At 31.2% G+C, this 14,306-nt stretch carries 17 protein-coding genes and 3 pseudogenes; 2 read left to right on the top strand and 18 right to left on the bottom strand.

What is annotated here, in order from left to right:
- The 14 genes and pseudogenes from hisF to AJ930_RS09355 all read right to left on the bottom strand — a co-directional run bounded on the left by hisF (window position 1) and on the right by AJ930_RS09355 (window position 9,681).
- Window positions 1-768: an imidazole glycerol phosphate synthase subunit HisF gene (gene hisF / locus AJ930_RS09420; protein ID WP_070275261.1), complete on the bottom strand. Its 768-nt coding sequence runs from the start codon at window positions 766-768 to the stop codon at window positions 1-3.
- Window positions 750-1,484, bottom strand: a complete 735-nt coding sequence (hisA, locus tag AJ930_RS09415) for a 1-(5-phosphoribosyl)-5-[(5-phosphoribosylamino)methylideneamino]imidazole-4-carboxamide isomerase (protein WP_070275260.1) — start codon at window positions 1,482-1,484, stop codon at window positions 750-752. Before hisA ends, hisF begins: the two co-directional genes overlap by 19 nt.
- Window positions 1,481-2,068: an imidazole glycerol phosphate synthase subunit HisH gene (hisH, locus tag AJ930_RS09410; RefSeq protein ID WP_002862245.1), complete on the bottom strand. Its 588-nt coding sequence runs from the start codon at window positions 2,066-2,068 to the stop codon at window positions 1,481-1,483. Before hisH ends, hisA begins: the two co-directional genes overlap by 4 nt.
- The gene (gene hisB, locus AJ930_RS09405) at window positions 2,065-3,123 is read right to left on the bottom strand and encodes a bifunctional histidinol-phosphatase/imidazoleglycerol-phosphate dehydratase HisB (protein WP_002880248.1); all 1,059 of its coding nucleotides are present in this window, start codon (window positions 3,121-3,123) and stop codon (window positions 2,065-2,067) included. The genes hisH and hisB overlap by 4 nt, the downstream gene beginning before the upstream one ends.
- Window positions 3,120-4,406 (bottom strand): histidinol dehydrogenase, encoded by a 1,287-nt coding sequence (gene hisD, locus AJ930_RS09400; protein WP_070275259.1) that lies wholly within the window; start codon window positions 4,404-4,406, stop codon window positions 3,120-3,122. Before hisD ends, hisB begins: the two co-directional genes overlap by 4 nt.
- A 7-nt stretch (window positions 4,407-4,413) precedes the next feature.
- Complete coding sequence (gene hisG, locus AJ930_RS09395; RefSeq protein WP_002873484.1) at window positions 4,414-5,313, bottom strand: ATP phosphoribosyltransferase; 900 nt, start codon at window positions 5,311-5,313, stop codon at window positions 4,414-4,416.
- Between the two features lie 172 nt (window positions 5,314-5,485).
- Window positions 5,486-5,839 (bottom strand): 50S ribosomal protein L17, encoded by a 354-nt coding sequence (rplQ, locus tag AJ930_RS09390; RefSeq protein WP_070239828.1) that lies wholly within the window; start codon window positions 5,837-5,839, stop codon window positions 5,486-5,488.
- A gap of 3 nt (window positions 5,840-5,842) precedes the next feature.
- Window positions 5,843-6,856: a DNA-directed RNA polymerase subunit alpha gene (locus AJ930_RS09385; RefSeq protein WP_002932419.1), complete on the bottom strand. Its 1,014-nt coding sequence runs from the start codon at window positions 6,854-6,856 to the stop codon at window positions 5,843-5,845.
- A gap of 12 nt (window positions 6,857-6,868) precedes the next feature.
- Window positions 6,869-7,495, bottom strand: coding sequence for a 30S ribosomal protein S4 (gene rpsD / locus AJ930_RS09380; protein ID WP_002856574.1), 627 nt, complete (start codon window positions 7,493-7,495; stop codon window positions 6,869-6,871).
- A gap of 27 nt (window positions 7,496-7,522) precedes the next feature.
- Window positions 7,523-7,915, bottom strand: a complete 393-nt coding sequence (gene rpsK / locus AJ930_RS09375; RefSeq protein WP_002779544.1) for a 30S ribosomal protein S11 — start codon at window positions 7,913-7,915, stop codon at window positions 7,523-7,525.
- 9 nt (window positions 7,916-7,924) lie between these two features.
- Entirely contained in the window at window positions 7,925-8,290 is a 366-nt protein-coding gene (gene rpsM / locus AJ930_RS09370) for a 30S ribosomal protein S13 (RefSeq protein WP_002800121.1), read from the bottom strand.
- A 2-nt stretch (window positions 8,291-8,292) separates the two neighbouring features.
- The gene (rpmJ, locus tag AJ930_RS09365; RefSeq protein WP_002781429.1) at window positions 8,293-8,406 is read right to left on the bottom strand and encodes a 50S ribosomal protein L36; all 114 of its coding nucleotides are present in this window, start codon (window positions 8,404-8,406) and stop codon (window positions 8,293-8,295) included.
- A gap of 171 nt (window positions 8,407-8,577) precedes the next feature.
- Complete coding sequence (gene infA, locus AJ930_RS09360) at window positions 8,578-8,796, bottom strand: translation initiation factor IF-1 (RefSeq protein WP_002781436.1); 219 nt, start codon at window positions 8,794-8,796, stop codon at window positions 8,578-8,580.
- Between the two features lie 92 nt (window positions 8,797-8,888).
- A pseudogene (locus tag AJ930_RS09355) lies at window positions 8,889-9,681 on the bottom strand (MBL fold metallo-hydrolase).
- Window positions 9,682-9,768: 87 nt separating this feature from the next.
- On the opposite strand from AJ930_RS09355, the pseudogene AJ930_RS09350 reads away from it, so the two are divergent.
- Both AJ930_RS09350 and AJ930_RS09345 read left to right on the top strand, forming a co-directional pair.
- Window positions 9,769-10,983: pseudogene (locus tag AJ930_RS09350) on the top strand (MFS transporter).
- 49 nt (window positions 10,984-11,032) lie between these two features.
- On the top strand, window positions 11,033-12,664 hold the full coding sequence (locus AJ930_RS09345; protein ID WP_044779871.1) for a multidrug ABC transporter permease/ATP-binding protein: 1,632 nt from the start codon (window positions 11,033-11,035) through the stop codon (window positions 12,662-12,664).
- Between the two features lie 19 nt (window positions 12,665-12,683).
- Here AJ930_RS09345 and cgb read toward each other — a convergent pair whose 3' ends face one another.
- The 4 genes and pseudogenes from cgb to AJ930_RS10415 form a co-directional block, all read right to left on the bottom strand.
- Window positions 12,684-13,106, bottom strand: a complete 423-nt coding sequence (gene cgb / locus AJ930_RS09340) for a single-domain globin Cgb (protein ID WP_002862237.1) — start codon at window positions 13,104-13,106, stop codon at window positions 12,684-12,686.
- A gap of 66 nt (window positions 13,107-13,172) precedes the next feature.
- Window positions 13,173-13,580: pseudogene (locus AJ930_RS09335) on the bottom strand (TorD/DmsD family molecular chaperone); the annotation flags it as partial.
- A 66-nt stretch (window positions 13,581-13,646) separates the two neighbouring features.
- Entirely contained in the window at window positions 13,647-13,991 is a 345-nt protein-coding gene (locus AJ930_RS10420; RefSeq protein WP_173405583.1) for a hypothetical protein, read from the bottom strand.
- Window positions 13,992-14,005: 14 nt separating this feature from the next.
- Window positions 14,006-14,275 carry a DmsC/YnfH family molybdoenzyme membrane anchor subunit gene (locus AJ930_RS10415; protein ID WP_173405584.1) on the bottom strand — a complete coding sequence of 90 codons (270 nt, stop codon included), beginning with the start codon at window positions 14,273-14,275 and terminating at the stop codon, window positions 14,006-14,008.
- Window positions 14,276-14,306: the final 31 nt, after the last annotated feature.

Raw genomic sequence — 14,306 nt, 5'->3', positions numbered from 1 at the left:
TTATATCCTTATACTTAAACCTTGATTTTTAAGATAAATTTTTAATTCTTTAATGTCTATAAGTTTTTGATGAAAAACAGAAGCAGCTAAAGCCCCATCTATACCTAGTTTAAAAGCTTCTAAAAAATGCTCCATTTTTCCCGCTCCCCCGCTTGCGATCAAAGGTACTTTGCAAATTTTATATACAGCTTCTAATTGTTCTAAATCATAGCCATTTTTAACGCCATCTTGATTCATCATATTTAAAACAATTTCGCCTGCACCTAGATCTTGTACTTCTTTAACCCATTCTAAAGTGCTTTTTCCACTATGTTTGCTTGTTTTTTCATCGCCTGTGTATTGAAATACTTTTAAATTTCCATTTTCATCTTTAAAACTATCAATCCCTACTACTACGCATTGCACGCCAAAGCTTTTAGCAAGGCGTGTGATTAGGCTTGGATCATTTAAAGCAGGAGAATTGATAGAAATTTTATCTGCCCCATTAGCTAAAAGTTCAGCTGCATCTTCTTCGCTTTTAATACTCCCTGCAACACAAAAAGGAATATTGATATTTTTTGCTACTTCACTTACCCATTCTCTTGATATGCGTTCTTTTCTAGCACTTGCAGCAATATCATAAAAAACAAGCTCATCAATACCATTTTGAGAATAATACCTAGCAAGCTCTATGATATCTCCCATATCTTTATGGTTTTTAAATTGTGTTCCTTTTACTACTCTGCCATCTTTGACATCTAAACATGCAATTATGCGTTTTGTAAGCATCTTATCCCTTCTTCTACGCTAAAAACTCCGTCTAATAAAGCTTTTCCTACGATAACCCCACTACAAATTCCTTTTAAGTTTTCAAGGTCTTTTAAGCTTGCTACTCCACCACTTGCCTGAATGCAAATATTAGGAAAAATTTCATGGATAAGTTTGTAAAGTCTTATATTTACTCCTTGCATGGTGCCATCTTTTGAAATATCTGTGCAAAGTATGTGTTTTAAGCCTTTATTGCTATAAAAATCTAAAACTTCCATAAGCTTCTTATCGCTTGCTTCTTGCCAAGCATTTACAGCCACAACATAATCCTCTTTCAAAATCGTATCTAAGGCTAAAACTATAGCTTCATTACCAAATTCTTTTAAAATTTCAAGACATAAAGTCACATCTTTAATCGCCATAGATCCTATCACTACTCTTTTTACTCCACAATCAAGCAAAGCTTTAACTTCTTCTTTAGAGCGTATGCCTCCACCTACTTGTAGATTGACACTGACTTCTTTAGCTAATTTTTCTATCAAAACAAGCTGTCTTTTGCTAGGATCTTTTGCGCCTGTAAGATCTACAAGGTGAAGTTCTTTCGCTCCTGCTTTTTCGTATTCTTTAAATTTCTTTAAGGGATTGTATTTATATACTTTTTTTTGTTCGTAATCCCCTTTTACAAGACGCACCACTTCGCCATCTATAAGATCGAGTGCGGGTATGATTTGAGTCATCCTATATCCTTAATAAAATTTGAAATTAAAATTTCTCCCGCTTCACTGCTTCTTTCAGGGTGAAATTGCACCCCGTAAAAATTATCTTTCATTACACTTGCGCTAAATTTTTGCGAATACTCACAATCTGCTATAGTGTATTCTCCAAGTCCTACACAATAACTATGCACAAAATAAAAATAAGCCCCTTCTAAACCTTTAAACAAAGCATGAGAGCTATGAACTTGATTCCATCCCATATGTGGAAAAGTAAAGCCTTCTTTAGCTTTAAATTTTTGAGTTGTAAAATCTATGAGTTTTAAGGTTTCTTGATTTAATTCTTCGGAAAAATTTCCTAAAATTTGCATACCTAAACAAATACCAAGTAAAGGTTTTTTGGTATTTTTAATAAAATCAATAAGATTAAATTGTTCTAAATTTTTCATCGCTTCTTTTGCAGTACCCACTCCAGGTAAAAAAAGCTTATCCGCACTTTCAAGTTCTTTTAAATCCCTACTGATAGTTGCATTAAAACCTAATCTATCCAAACAAAATTTCAAAGATGCCAAATTCGCACAGGCTGTATCGATGATGATGATTTTCATATCACTCCTTTAGAGCTGGCTAAATTTTCACTTTCTATTTTTACTGCCATTTTCAAAGCTTTTGCAAAGGCTTTAAAAAGCCCTTCGGCTTTATGATGATCGTTTTTGCCTTTAACTTTTAAATGCAAACTCACACCCATAGCATAGCTTAAAGAATAAAAAAAGTGCTCGATCATTTCTGTGCTTAAAGCTCCTAAATGAGATTTTTTAAATTTGGCTTTATAGACTAAATGAGGGCGATTGCAAAAATCCATCGCACAACTTGCCAAACACTCATCCATAGGTAAAGCAAAACCATATCTTGCAATGCCGATTTTATCCCCTAAGGCTTTTTTGATGCAAGCTCCAAGTGCTAAGGCTACATCTTCAACGCTATGATGCTCATCGATTTCTAAATCCCCTTTGCAAGAAATTTCAAGCCCTATACCTCCATGTACAGCGATTTGCTCTAACATGTGATCAAAAAAATCAATACCTGTTTTAATGCTAACCTTGCCCCCATTTAAGCACACTTTTACTTTTATATCTGTTTCTTTGGTAGTTCTTTGATAACTCGCACTTCTAAAAGAACTTAAAATTTCATTTTCTATTTCTTTCCAAGAAAGTTCGCCGTATCTTAAACCACGCACACCTAAATTTGAAGCTAAAATCATATCACTCTCACGATCTCCTATAACAAAACTTTGCTCCTTGTCATAAAGTTCGTGTTTGATATACTCTTCTAACATAGCAGTTTTAGGTTTTCTGCAAGCACAATTTTCATTTTCAAAATGCGGACAAATAAAAATATCTTGAAATTCTATACCGCAACTTTTTAAAATATCAAGCATTTTTTCATGAGCAATTTCAAAATTTTCCTTTGGAAAACTCGGCGTTCCAAGACCATCTTGATTGCTTACCATGATAAATTTAAATCCAAAATTTTTTAGTTTTAAAAGAGTAGGAATAGCATCTTTTTCAAAACGCAATTTTTCAAGAGTATCGATTTGAAAATCGCTTTTTGGCTCCTCTATTAAAGTGCCATCTCTATCTATAAAAAGGATTTTTTGATTCATTTTAAGCTCTCTAAACGAAAAGTTACAGCGTTTTTGTGTGCGTCTAAATGCTCATTTTGTGCTAAAATTTCAACACTTTTACCTAAAGCTAGAAAGCCTTCTTTGCTTAGCTCTTGAACGGTCATTCTTTTACTAAAATCTGCCAAACCTAAACTAGAATGCGTTTTAGTAAGTCCATAAGTAGGTAAAACATGATTAGTCCCACTTGCATAATCACCCATAGACTCTGGGGAATAAGCTCCTAAAAATACTGATCCTGCGTGTTTTACACCTTTTAAAAGTTCTCGTGGATTTTGAGTTTGTATGATCAAATGTTCAGGGGCATAAAGATTTGAAATTTCCAAGGCTTGATTTAAATCTTTAGCTATGATAATGCGTGAATTCGCAATACTTTTGCTTGCAAGTTCTTTACGAGGTAAAAGTTCTAATTGACTTTGGACTTCATTACTTGCTTTTTGAGCAAAATCTTGATTTAAACACACTAAAATCACTTGAGAATCTGCACCATGTTCAGCTTGTGAAAGCAAATCGCTAGCTACAAATTTTTCATTAGCCAAATCATCAGCTATTACTAAAACTTCACTAGGTCCTGCTTGCATATCAATAGCTACTCCGTTTATATCGCTACTTACTTGGCGTTTTGCTTCGGTTACAAAGGCATTTCCTGGGCCAAAAATTTTATCCACCTTTAAAATACTTTGTGTACCATAAGCCAAAGCTGCTATAGCTCCTGCACCACCCATTTGATAAATTTCATCCACGCCGCAAAGTTTAGCACAAAAAAGCACGGCATCATTGATTTTTGCAGGACTTGCTAAAACGATTTTTTCACAACCTGCAATTTTTGCAGGGATAGCTAACATTAAAACCGTTGAAAACAAAGGTGCTAAACCCCCTGGTATGTAAAGTCCTACTTTTTCTATAGGGCGTGTTAAAACCTCGCATTTAACGCCTTTTGTAGTTTCAAGAGCGATTTCATGCGGGATTTGGGCTTCGTGAAATTTTTTGATATTTTCATAAGCTACTAAAATAGCATTTTGTAAATCTTTATCCAAACGATTGCTTGCTTGAGTGATTTCTTCTTGAGTGATTTTAATATTAGAAATTTCAGCCTTATCAAATTTTAAAGCTTGTTCTATCAAAGCTTCATCGCCTTTTTCTTGCACTTCTTTAATGATAGAACTTACTATTTTTGAAATTTCATCCTTCGCACTTATAGCAGGGCGTTTTAACGCTTCTTCTTTTTGTTTTTCATCTAAATTATCATATACTAAAATTTGCATTTTTTACTCACTTTAACATTTTTTCTATAGGCAGAACCAAAATCGAACTCGCACCTTCTTCTTTTAAAGCCTCCATAGTTTCCCAAAAAAGATTTTCTTTACTTACCATATGTAAAGCTACATTTTTTTCATCGTGTGCTAAAGGTAAGATAGTCGGTCTTTCAACTCCTGGAAGTAGGGCTTGAATTTTATCAAGCTTTTCTTTTGGAGCATGAAGCATAATGTATTTAGATTCTCTTGCTTGCATTACTCCTGCTACACGCAACATAATTTTATCCACTAAGGCTTGTTTTTCTTTACTTAAAGCATTTTCTTTTTGAATCAAACAAGCACGAGATTCATAAATGACTTTAACTTCTTTAAGATTATTTGCTTGTAAAGTTGCCCCGCTTGAAACAAGATCGCAAATTGCATCGGCTAAATTTGCCCTAGGGGCTACTTCAACAGAACCTGTAAGCATACAATTTTTATAATTAATCCCATTTTCTTTCATAAAACGCTTTAAAAGTTGTGGATAAGAAGTAGCTATCCTTAAGCCTTCAAAATCTTTCAAATTTTGAAATTTTTTTTCTTGAGGTAAGGCAAGAGAAAGACGGCAATATCCAAAATCTAGCTTTTTTAAAAGCTTATAACTTGGATTTTCTCCTAAAGACTGGCGTTCAAGTTCATTTTCTTCTAAAACATTTTCCCCTATAATACCTAAATCTACAACACCATCAAAAATAAGCCCAGGGATATCATCATCTCTAACGCGTAAAATATCTATAGGTAAATTTGTAGAAAAAGCGATCAAACTTTGTTCATGGATATGCATTTTAACACCACATTCTGAAAGAAGCTCTATGGATTCTTTTGAAAGTCTACCTGATTTTTGTATCGCAATGCGTAAACGAGTGTTTTCTTGCATAACATATCCTTGAAATTAAAAATTAAAAACTTATATTAGCATAAGTAGTTGAATTTTTAGCAAGGGTTTTGAAAAATAAATAAATTTAATTTTATTTAAAATAATTATTTAAAACTTTTTATTTTTAGGGTATTTAATTGAAGTATTAATCCTAGCAAAAGCTAGGATTTGATTAAGCCACAAATTCGATGAAAGCCATTTCAGCAGCATCACCACGGCGAATTCTTGTTTTGATGATTCTTGTATATCCACCATTGCGATCTTTGAATTTTGGAGCAATTTCAGTCACTAATTTATTAGTAGCGTTTTTATCTTGTAATGAAGCAAAAACTGCTTTATGAGCGTTAAAATCTCCAAGTCTTGCTCTAGTAATCAATCTTTCTACATAACCTCTTAATTCTTTAGCTTTTGGTAGAGTAGTTTCGATTTTTCCACTATTTACTAAAGCTATAGTTAAATTTTTTAATAAGGCAGCACGATGAGATGAAGTTCTGCCAAGTTTTCTATATCCATGTTTATGTCTCATTCTTTATCCTTCGTTTTGTGCTTTTAATTCTGCGATTTTATTTTTAAGTATTTCTTTATTATCGCTAAGCTTAGAAGTTCCCACAGGAAAACCTATGCTTTCCATGATGTTTTTAATTTCATCAAGAGATTTTTTACCTAAATTTTTAAGCCCTGCAAGTTCACTTACACTCATCAAAGCAAGCTCACCTATGTAAACTACTCCTGCTTTTTCAAGACAATTATAACTTCTAGCACTTAAATTTAAATCTGTAATGTTTTGCAATAATTTAGTATTTTCTAGTTCATTGCTTGTTGCTTGATTTTTAATTACGCTTCTAACATTGGTAATTTTATCAAATACTGATAATTGTTTATACATAGCTTCTAGAGCATTTTGAAAAGCCTCATTTGGAGTGATTTGTCCATCAGTTGTTACGGTTAAAACCACTTTTTCATAATCAGGATTATCTTCAAATAAAACTTTTTCAATATCATAGGTTGCTTCTCTTACAGGTGTAAAGAAAGCATCTAAAGCTATAAATTTAGGATCATTTAAAAGCTCTTTAATTTCTTCGCTTGGTACATAGCCAATACCTTTTTCAACAATCAATGTGAATTTGAGTTCAGCATCTTCGTTGATTGTTGCTAGATAGGCGTCTTTATTTACTACTTCTACTTGATCATTATTTAGATCTTTGCCGTAAATTTCTTTTGAGCCTTTAAAGCTAAATTCTACTATTTCTTTATTTGATTCGCCTTTAATTTTAAAGCGTAGTTTTTTTAGATTAATGATAAAAAGTGCTACATCTTCAAGCATACCACGCATGCTATCAAATTCATGAGCTACGCCATCAATATGAATTGCAGTTGGAGCATATCCTATGGTGCTAGTGTAAAGCAAACGGCGTAAAGGATGGGCTAGGGTGATTCCATAGCCGATCTCAAAAGGCCAAGCACTGATTTTAGCCACAGTATCACTAATGTTTTCTATTGTAAATTCTGTTGGCGTATAAGCAGATGTTGTAATGTTTCTCATATTTAGCCCCTATTACTTAGAGTAAAGCTCAACGATAAATCTTTCCTCAACCGGAATGACAACTTCTTCTCTTTCAGGTTTTCTTGTGAAAATTCCAAATCTCTTATCTTTTTCAACATCAACCCAAGCAACGATTCCAGTTTGTGCTGTAAGTTCGATAGCTCTTGTTATTTGTGGATTGTTTTTGCTTTTTTCGATAATTTCGATTTTAGCACCTGCTTCTACTCTAAAGCTAGGAATATCCACTCTTTTACCATTTACTAAAACATGTCCATGTGTTACAAGTTGTCTTGCAAAACGACGTGTTGTAGCAAAACCCATTCTATACACCACATTGTCTAATCTTTGTTCTAAAAGTTGGATAAGTAATACCCCTGTATTTCCTTCTCTTCTTGCTGCTTCAGCAAATAAACGACGGAATTGCTTTTCGCTTACTCCATACATAAATTTAGCTTTTTGTTTTTCTCTTAATTGAAGTCCATACTCACTAATTTTACCTTTTCTTGCTCCGTGTTGTCCTGGTGCATAAGGGCGTTTATCTAGTGCACTTTTGCCAGCTAGTCTTCTTTCTCCTTTTAATGCTAAGCTAACACCAAAGCGTCTTTCTAATTTTTCTACTGGTCCTCTATATCTTGCCATAATATTCTCCTAAATTTTTCTTATATCTTAGACACGACGACGCTTAGGCGGTCTGCAACCATTGTGAGCTAATGGAGTGATATCTTTTAAGAAAGTTACTTTAATTCCTTCCATAGCACCTACACTCTTAACAGCAGTTTCTCTACCGCTTCCTGGTCCTTGTACTTTAATGCCTACTTCTTTAATTCCGTGTTCTTTTGCTTTATTTAAAGCGTCTTCTACTGCTTGTTGTGCCGCATAAGGAGTTGATTTTTTAGAACCTTTAAATCCTAAACCACCTGCACTACTCCAAGCGATAGCATTTCCCATTTCATCAGTTACTGTAACCATAGTATTGTTAAAAGTCGCACTGATATAAACAATACCTTTTGCTATATTTTTTTTAACTACTTTTTTCTTTACGATTTTTCTTTTTGCCATGATTTATCCTTATGATTTTGCACCAACAGTTTTTCTCTTACCTTTTCTAGTTCTTGCGTTTGTTTTTGTTTTTTGTCCGCGAACTGGTAAGCCTTTTCTGTGTCTTAAGCCTCTAAAGCTTCCTAAATCCATAAGTGCTTTAATATCCATAGCAACTTGTTTTCTCAAGTCCCCTTCAACCATATAGTTTTCTTGAATTTCTTTACGGATAGCTGCTGCTTCATCTTCACTTAACTCATGAACTCTTTTATCATAAGAAATTCCTACTTTATCTAGAATTTTTCTTGAAGTGAAAAGCCCTATACCATAAATATAGGTTAGTCCATACTCAATTCTTTTTTTCTTTGGTAAATCCACACCTGCAATACGAGCCATGTTTATCCTTGTCTTTGTTTATGTTTTGGATTTTCGCAAATAATGCGAACCACGCCTTTACGGCGAACTACTTTGCACTTGTCGCACATCTTTTTAACCGATGGTCTCACTTTCATGAGCGTCTCCTTGAATGAATTCCACTTGATTTACGACCACATCAGGTTTTATGAATAACCAACTATTTTCAAAATAAGTGGTGGATTTTAAAAATACTTCTTCATATAGTTCGATGTAATTTGTCGTAAAAACTCTAATTTTATCTAAAATTAGCTTTTAAATAACTTAGATTATTTATATCTAAAAGTTATACGCCCTTTATCAAGGCTATAAGGTGTAAGTTCTACTTTTACTTTATCACCTGGCATTATTCTTATATAATGCATACGCATTTTTCCTGCAATATGACATAAAATTACATGTTTGTTGTCAAGTTCAACCTTGAAATTTGCATTAGGCAATGCTTCAAGTACGGTGCCATCAATTTCAATTACATCATCTTTTGCCAAAATTTTCTCCTTTCATGAAATAAAAAGGCTATAATTTTAGCAAAAATTATTAAAATTTTTACTTAATTTTTAGTAATTTTTAAGTAATTAATCTAAAATTTAGGCTCAATAAAAGGCATATGAGTCCCTATAACTTTGAGTTTTCTTTCTTTAAATTCTTTAAGTAGTTTTTCCCTTGATTTGTATAGCCTCATTTTGATCTATATCAAATTTTATAGCGATTTTAGGTTTTGGGATTTGTATATCATAAAGGTGAAGTAAATTTCCCCAAAAGACTATTTTATCATCAATTATTATAGCATTTTGACCTGGGGTATGCCCGTAAGCAGGTATGGCTTTAATGCCTGAATTTTGAAAGATTAAATCTTTAGAGTGGTTAATAAATTCTATATTTTTAAGTTTAAGCAAAGTGTTTTTAATTTCTTGTCTATCGCTTTTGATCTAAAAATCATATTCTTTTTTATCGATTAAAATTTGAGCTTTTGGAAAAAGATTTTCTTCGCTCATTAAAGCTCCTATATGATCAGGATGTGCATGTGTTAAGATAATATGAATGATATCTTTAAAATCGGTTTTGTGGATATGCAATTTTTCTTTTAATGTGTCAATAGTATCTAAAAACCCTGTGTCTATTAAAGCATTAAAATTTGGATTTTTTATCAGGGCAATATTATGCTCATTTCTTTTGATTTTTGTGCGAGTTTTTCCTATAAAATTCTTATCTTCATCGCTTTGTGGCACTAAAAAAGAAAATAATAAATTTAAAAATTCATCATCAGATTGTTTAAGTGGGATTATATGGGTTTGATTTGAACTTTTGCTTGTGGTTTTTTCTTCTAAAAAATAAAGATTGGTTTTTAAAAGAGTGGTTATAAAATTAAACATATTTATCCTTAAATTTTTTAGATAATATTTTGGAAATGATTATAGTATAATAAAAACAATGTTTTTAAAATTTAAGGTAATTAATCAATGAGAAAATCAAAATTTGGAACAAAGGAAATTAAGATCTTAGGACTTTCTTCACTAGGAGGAACTTTAGAATTTTATGATTTTATTATTTTTGTCTTTTTTGCTGAATATATAGCTAATGTATTTTTTCCTAAAGATATGAGTGAATTTTGGGCTTTATTAAATACTTATGGAGCATTTGCAGCTGGATATTTAGCACGTCCTTAGGTGGTATAGTTATGGCACATTTTGGAGATAAATTTGGGCGTAAAAATATGTTTATGCTAAGTATTTTACTAATGGTTCTTCCTACCTTTGTCTTAGCTTTTATTCTAGGTTATGAAACTCTTGGGTTTTTGTAAGAGAACATTGTCAAGAAAAACAAAAAGCTTTCTTTTTAAGCTGTTTAAATTCAGCTATGGCTTTAGGAATTTTGTTAGGAAGTATAGTATTTTAATCATTAATGCTTTTTTTGGTATAGAAGAAATTGCTGCTTATGCATGGCGTATTGCTTTTTTTGTAGGTGGAATTTTTGGGATTATTTCTATTTATTTGTGTAGATTTTTGTAAGAAGCTCCTGTTTTTAAACAAATGAAAAAAGAATCATCGCTTAGTTCTTTTCCTCTTAAAGATTTATTTAAAGAAAAGGATATTGTAAAAAATTTATTTTCATCAATGATGATGACTTGGGTTTTAACAGGTTGTGTTATTGTGCTTGTTTTATTAATGCCTAAATTTATGCCCAGTATTTTAAATTTAAGTGAGATTGAAAGAAGTTATTTGCAGATATTAGGAATTTTGGGAATAGCTTTAGGCGGGGCTTTTATGGGTTATCTTGTAGATAAATTTGGTTTATTTAAAATTTACATTTTATTTTCTTTAACTTTTGTATTTTTTCTTTTTTATATTTTTATGCTTTATATGAGCTTAAAAATTTGGTTTTGGTATGTATTTTGTATTCGATTGTTTGTTTTTTAGGTGGAATTAATGTGTTTGCACCTATTTTAATGAGTGAAGTTTTTAGAGCTAAAATAAGATTTTCAGGAATTTCTTTTTCTTATAATATTGCTTATGCAATTTCAGGCGGTATTACTCCGCAACTCGTTTTTTGGCTTAATACACTCGCGAGTAAAAATGAAAATCCATATTTTATATGGTATGAGTATATATATGATTTTTTTAGCGTTATTGGCTATTCGTGCTGTTTTTATAGTAAAAGATAAAATAAAATTTTAATAATCACTCTTAAAATGTTATAATTAAAATTATATTTTGGAGTTTATAAATGCCTTTTATTATGGAATTACTTAAGCAAAATAAATTAAAGTTGGTTTCTTTTTTGCTTTTTTCTTTTATTACAAGTGCTGTTGGAGTTTTAACTCTTGTTTTTATCAATGATTATTTGCTTAAAAATGCACAAAACATTCCTATTTTTTATTTTATTGTTTTGCTTTTGATATTTTTTATAAGTTCTACCATAGTTGAACTTGGACTTAGTATTTTTGGACAAAATTTTATTTTTAAAATGCAAAGGCGTGTAGTAAAGCAGATCTTAGATACCCCTTTGTTAAGAGTGGCTAAAGTAGGTAAGGCTAGAATTTTAGCTTCTTTGGGAAGTGATGTGAGAAATATATCTTTTGGGCTTTTAAGATTGCCTGATTTTTTACAATCAAGTATATTGATTTTATGCACTAGTGTTTATTTATGTTATCTTTCACCACAAATTTTTGCTTTGTGTGTGGTATGGATTATGGTTATTTTTATTACTAATAATTTTTTGATGATGAAAGTATATCAGTATTTTCGAAAGGCAAGGGAAAATGACGATGCTTTGCAAAATAATTACCAAAATATACTAGATGGACATAAAGAACTTTTGATCAATCGTGATAGAGCCAAGCTTTATTATGAAGATGAATTTGAAAATAATGCAAGATTGAAAAAGAAAAATAGTACTTTAGGCAATCTTTTTAACAATCTCTCAAACAACTGGACAAATGTAACTCTTTTGGCTTTAGTGGGCGTAGAGTTTTACTTAGCTTTAAAATTTGAATGGGCAAGTGTTGCAGATGCTACAACTATAGCTCTTTCTATTTTGTTTTTACGAACCCCTTTAGTATCTATGATAGGATCTTTTCCTACTTTGCTTTTGGCAAAAATCGCTTTAGATAAGATCGCAAAATTGGAATTAGATGATTATATAGAAGGTTTTAAAAAAACACATTATATTAGCGAATGGAAAAAAATTTCTTTTAGAAATACTCAATTTGCTTATGAAGAAAATTTTCACTTAAATCCTGTAAATATAGAACTTAAAAAAGGTGAATTGGTATTTTTAATAGGTAAAAATGGAAGTGGTAAATCCACTTTTTGTATGCTTTTGACAGGACTTTTTAAGCCAAGTAAAGGCGGAATTTATGTTGACGATACGCTTATAGATGATAAAAAGTTAGATGAGTATAGATCTCTTATTTCTGCTGTTTTTAGCGATTTTCATCTTTTTACTAAAACCTTAAATAAAGAAAATTTTGCAAGCGAAGAAAAAATTGCTTTTTGGTTGGAGTTTTTAGAACTTAAAGATAAAACAAGTGTCAAAGATAATGAACTGACCTTAACCAAACTTTCTACAGGGCAAAAAAAGCGTTTAGCTATGCTTATAGCCTTGCTTGAAGAAAGGGATATTTTAGTGCTTGATGAATGGGCGGCTGATCAAGATCCTGTTTTTAGAAGATTTTTTTATAAAAAACTTTTACCTTTGTTAAAAGAGCAAGGCAAAACAATCTTTGCTATCACACATGATGATGCATATTTTGATAGTGCTGATAGAATTTTCTTGGCTCAAAATGGTGAAATCAGCGAATTAAAGGGTGAGAATATAAAGGAATTAGCAAAAAATTTAGTAGAAAAATTTGATTAAAGCCCAAAATGGGCTTGTATTATTTATCATAGAGCTTTTTTTCTATATCGATATAAAATTCAGCAATTTTTCCATAAGCAACTTCCCAAGCTTTAAGAGTGGCTTCATCAGGATTTAAAAGATTTTTAATAGCCTTTAAAAGGCAAGCTCCAACTATAGGATAATGCTCTTCTTTAACCCCTAAGTTAACATGAGTTATGGCAACTTTATCAACAAAGCTTCTCATATTTTCTAAATTTTCTATATTTTTGGCTGCCATTAAAATCGCCATCGCTAAAGCTTTTGGTTGTTCTCCTGAAATTTGTTTTTCCATATTAAACATAGGTTTTACCTCAGGATAATCATTAAACATTATTTTATAAAACTCATTGGTTAAATCCTCTCCATTTTTTTGCAAAATAGGCACACAATCTTTGATGATTTGAATTTGTTCTTTTGTCATAATTTCTCCTTTTTATTGTAAAAGAGATATTTTATATCTTAAAAAGGAGAAAAAAATTGACTTGTGTTAAAATTTTGTATTTAGTTGATTGAAAAAGTCTTGCATTAACATTGTTAATGCTTTATAAAAATGTGTTTTAGCTTTATTGATAACATCAAAACTCCACATATTAAACCAAGTAAAAAATTCTTCTTTTAAGAATTTTTGCAAAGTTATATCATCTTGTTTTTTGATTAAAAAACTAATGAATAATAATTCATTTATCAAGCTATCTGCAGGTTCTTCATTAAAAAAAGAAAAAAAGTTATTTTGCACAAAAATTTGCTTAATTTTATCAGAATTATCTGAATAAATTTCTTTATTTTCATCAAGATAAAAAGAAGCAAAAGGCGGTGCTTTTACATAATCAACATCGCTTAAAAACAAAGATGTAAAATCACTTGCTATTAATTTATCATCTTCGTTTGAAGATGATAAAAGCTTTAAAGCGGCGCATTGTAATTTGCTATTATTTTTTAAAAACCAATTTTGCCAGAATTTTTATTTTTTAAGTTTTTCTAGCAAAAAATGATTAGGTGGATTTTGCAAAAAATTGATAAATATGTCTATTGCCAATTTTTGCATTAAGAATGTCCTAGTATTTATAAGTCCATAAAATAGCATTCTGGTGGTAAATATCCCTAAAAATGCGCAAAGTAGGGAAAAATAAGCAAAAAATTTACTTTTAAATTTTTCATGTAAATAATTATGCAAATACCAAGTAAAAATCCCAAGTCCTAAGAATGCAAAAGAAAGCGGTATAAACCAATCATAGGCTCCACCTAAAAGTTCAAAAGGGTTTACAAGCCCCATAATCCAAGTTTGTCCTACATGTAGGGTTTGCAAAACTATAGCAGTGCTTAAAGCCCTATGCCTATAAGTCCTGTAAAAAACGACATTTTTTCATGTTCGCTATTTTCAAAAAAACAATAATAAACAATAGCACCTAAAAATATAGTACTAGCGAAAAAATAAAGCAAAGTGATCTTAAAATCCCAAGTAGGCACACTTTCTTGCATGGAGTCATAAGCTCCACTCATAAAGAAAAGTCCTAAAATTCCACATATTAGCGTAAGATACCCCGCCCCAATTTGAAGTTTATTAGATAAAGCAAAAAGCCCAAAGCACATACAAGAGATATAAATAAAATTTCATTATTCA

Source organism: Campylobacter sp. BCW_6871, assembly GCF_001762325.1.
GTDB classification, from domain to species: domain Bacteria; phylum Campylobacterota; class Campylobacteria; order Campylobacterales; family Campylobacteraceae; genus Campylobacter_D; species Campylobacter_D jejuni.
Note: the sequence above shows the minus strand (reverse complement) of the source record. Positions and strands in the feature narration are given on the sequence as shown.

Excerpts from the sequence above, each read along its gene's own strand:
- AJ930_RS09385 (WP_002932419.1), bottom strand. The coding sequence starts at position 6,856 with ATGAGAAACATTACAACATCTGCTTATACGCCAACAGAATTTACAATA.
- AJ930_RS10415 (WP_173405584.1), bottom strand. The coding sequence starts at position 14,275 with ATGTGCTTTGGGCTTTTTGCTTTATCTAATAAACTTCAAATTGGGGCG.
- hisB (WP_002880248.1), bottom strand. The coding sequence starts at position 3,123 with ATGAATCAAAAAATCCTTTTTATAGATAGAGATGGCACTTTAATAGAG.
- rpsK (WP_002779544.1), bottom strand. The coding sequence starts at position 7,915 with ATGGCAAAAAGAAAAATCGTAAAGAAAAAAGTAGTTAAAAAAAATATA.
- cgb (WP_002862237.1), bottom strand. The coding sequence starts at position 13,106 with ATGACAAAAGAACAAATTCAAATCATCAAAGATTGTGTGCCTATTTTG.
- hisA (WP_070275260.1), bottom strand. The coding sequence starts at position 1,484 with ATGACTCAAATCATACCCGCACTCGATCTTATAGATGGCGAAGTGGTG.
- rpsM (WP_002800121.1), bottom strand. The coding sequence starts at position 8,290 with ATGGCTCGTATTGCAGGTGTGGATTTACCAAAGAAAAAAAGAATTGAG.
- AJ930_RS09345 (WP_044779871.1), top strand. The coding sequence starts at position 11,033 with ATGCCTTTTATTATGGAATTACTTAAGCAAAATAAATTAAAGTTGGTT.
- hisF (WP_070275261.1), bottom strand. The coding sequence starts at position 768 with ATGCTTACAAAACGCATAATTGCATGTTTAGATGTCAAAGATGGCAGA.
- hisD (WP_070275259.1), bottom strand. The coding sequence starts at position 4,406 with ATGCAAATTTTAGTATATGATAATTTAGATGAAAAACAAAAAGAAGAA.
- rpmJ (WP_002781429.1), bottom strand. The coding sequence starts at position 8,406 with ATGAAAGTGAGACCATCGGTTAAAAAGATGTGCGACAAGTGCAAAGTA.
- rpsD (WP_002856574.1), bottom strand. The coding sequence starts at position 7,495 with ATGGCAAGATATAGAGGACCAGTAGAAAAATTAGAAAGACGCTTTGGT.
- rplQ (WP_070239828.1), bottom strand. The coding sequence starts at position 5,839 with ATGAGACATAAACATGGATATAGAAAACTTGGCAGAACTTCATCTCAT.
- hisH (WP_002862245.1), bottom strand. The coding sequence starts at position 2,068 with ATGAAAATCATCATCATCGATACAGCCTGTGCGAATTTGGCATCTTTG.
- hisG (WP_002873484.1), bottom strand. The coding sequence starts at position 5,313 with ATGCAAGAAAACACTCGTTTACGCATTGCGATACAAAAATCAGGTAGA.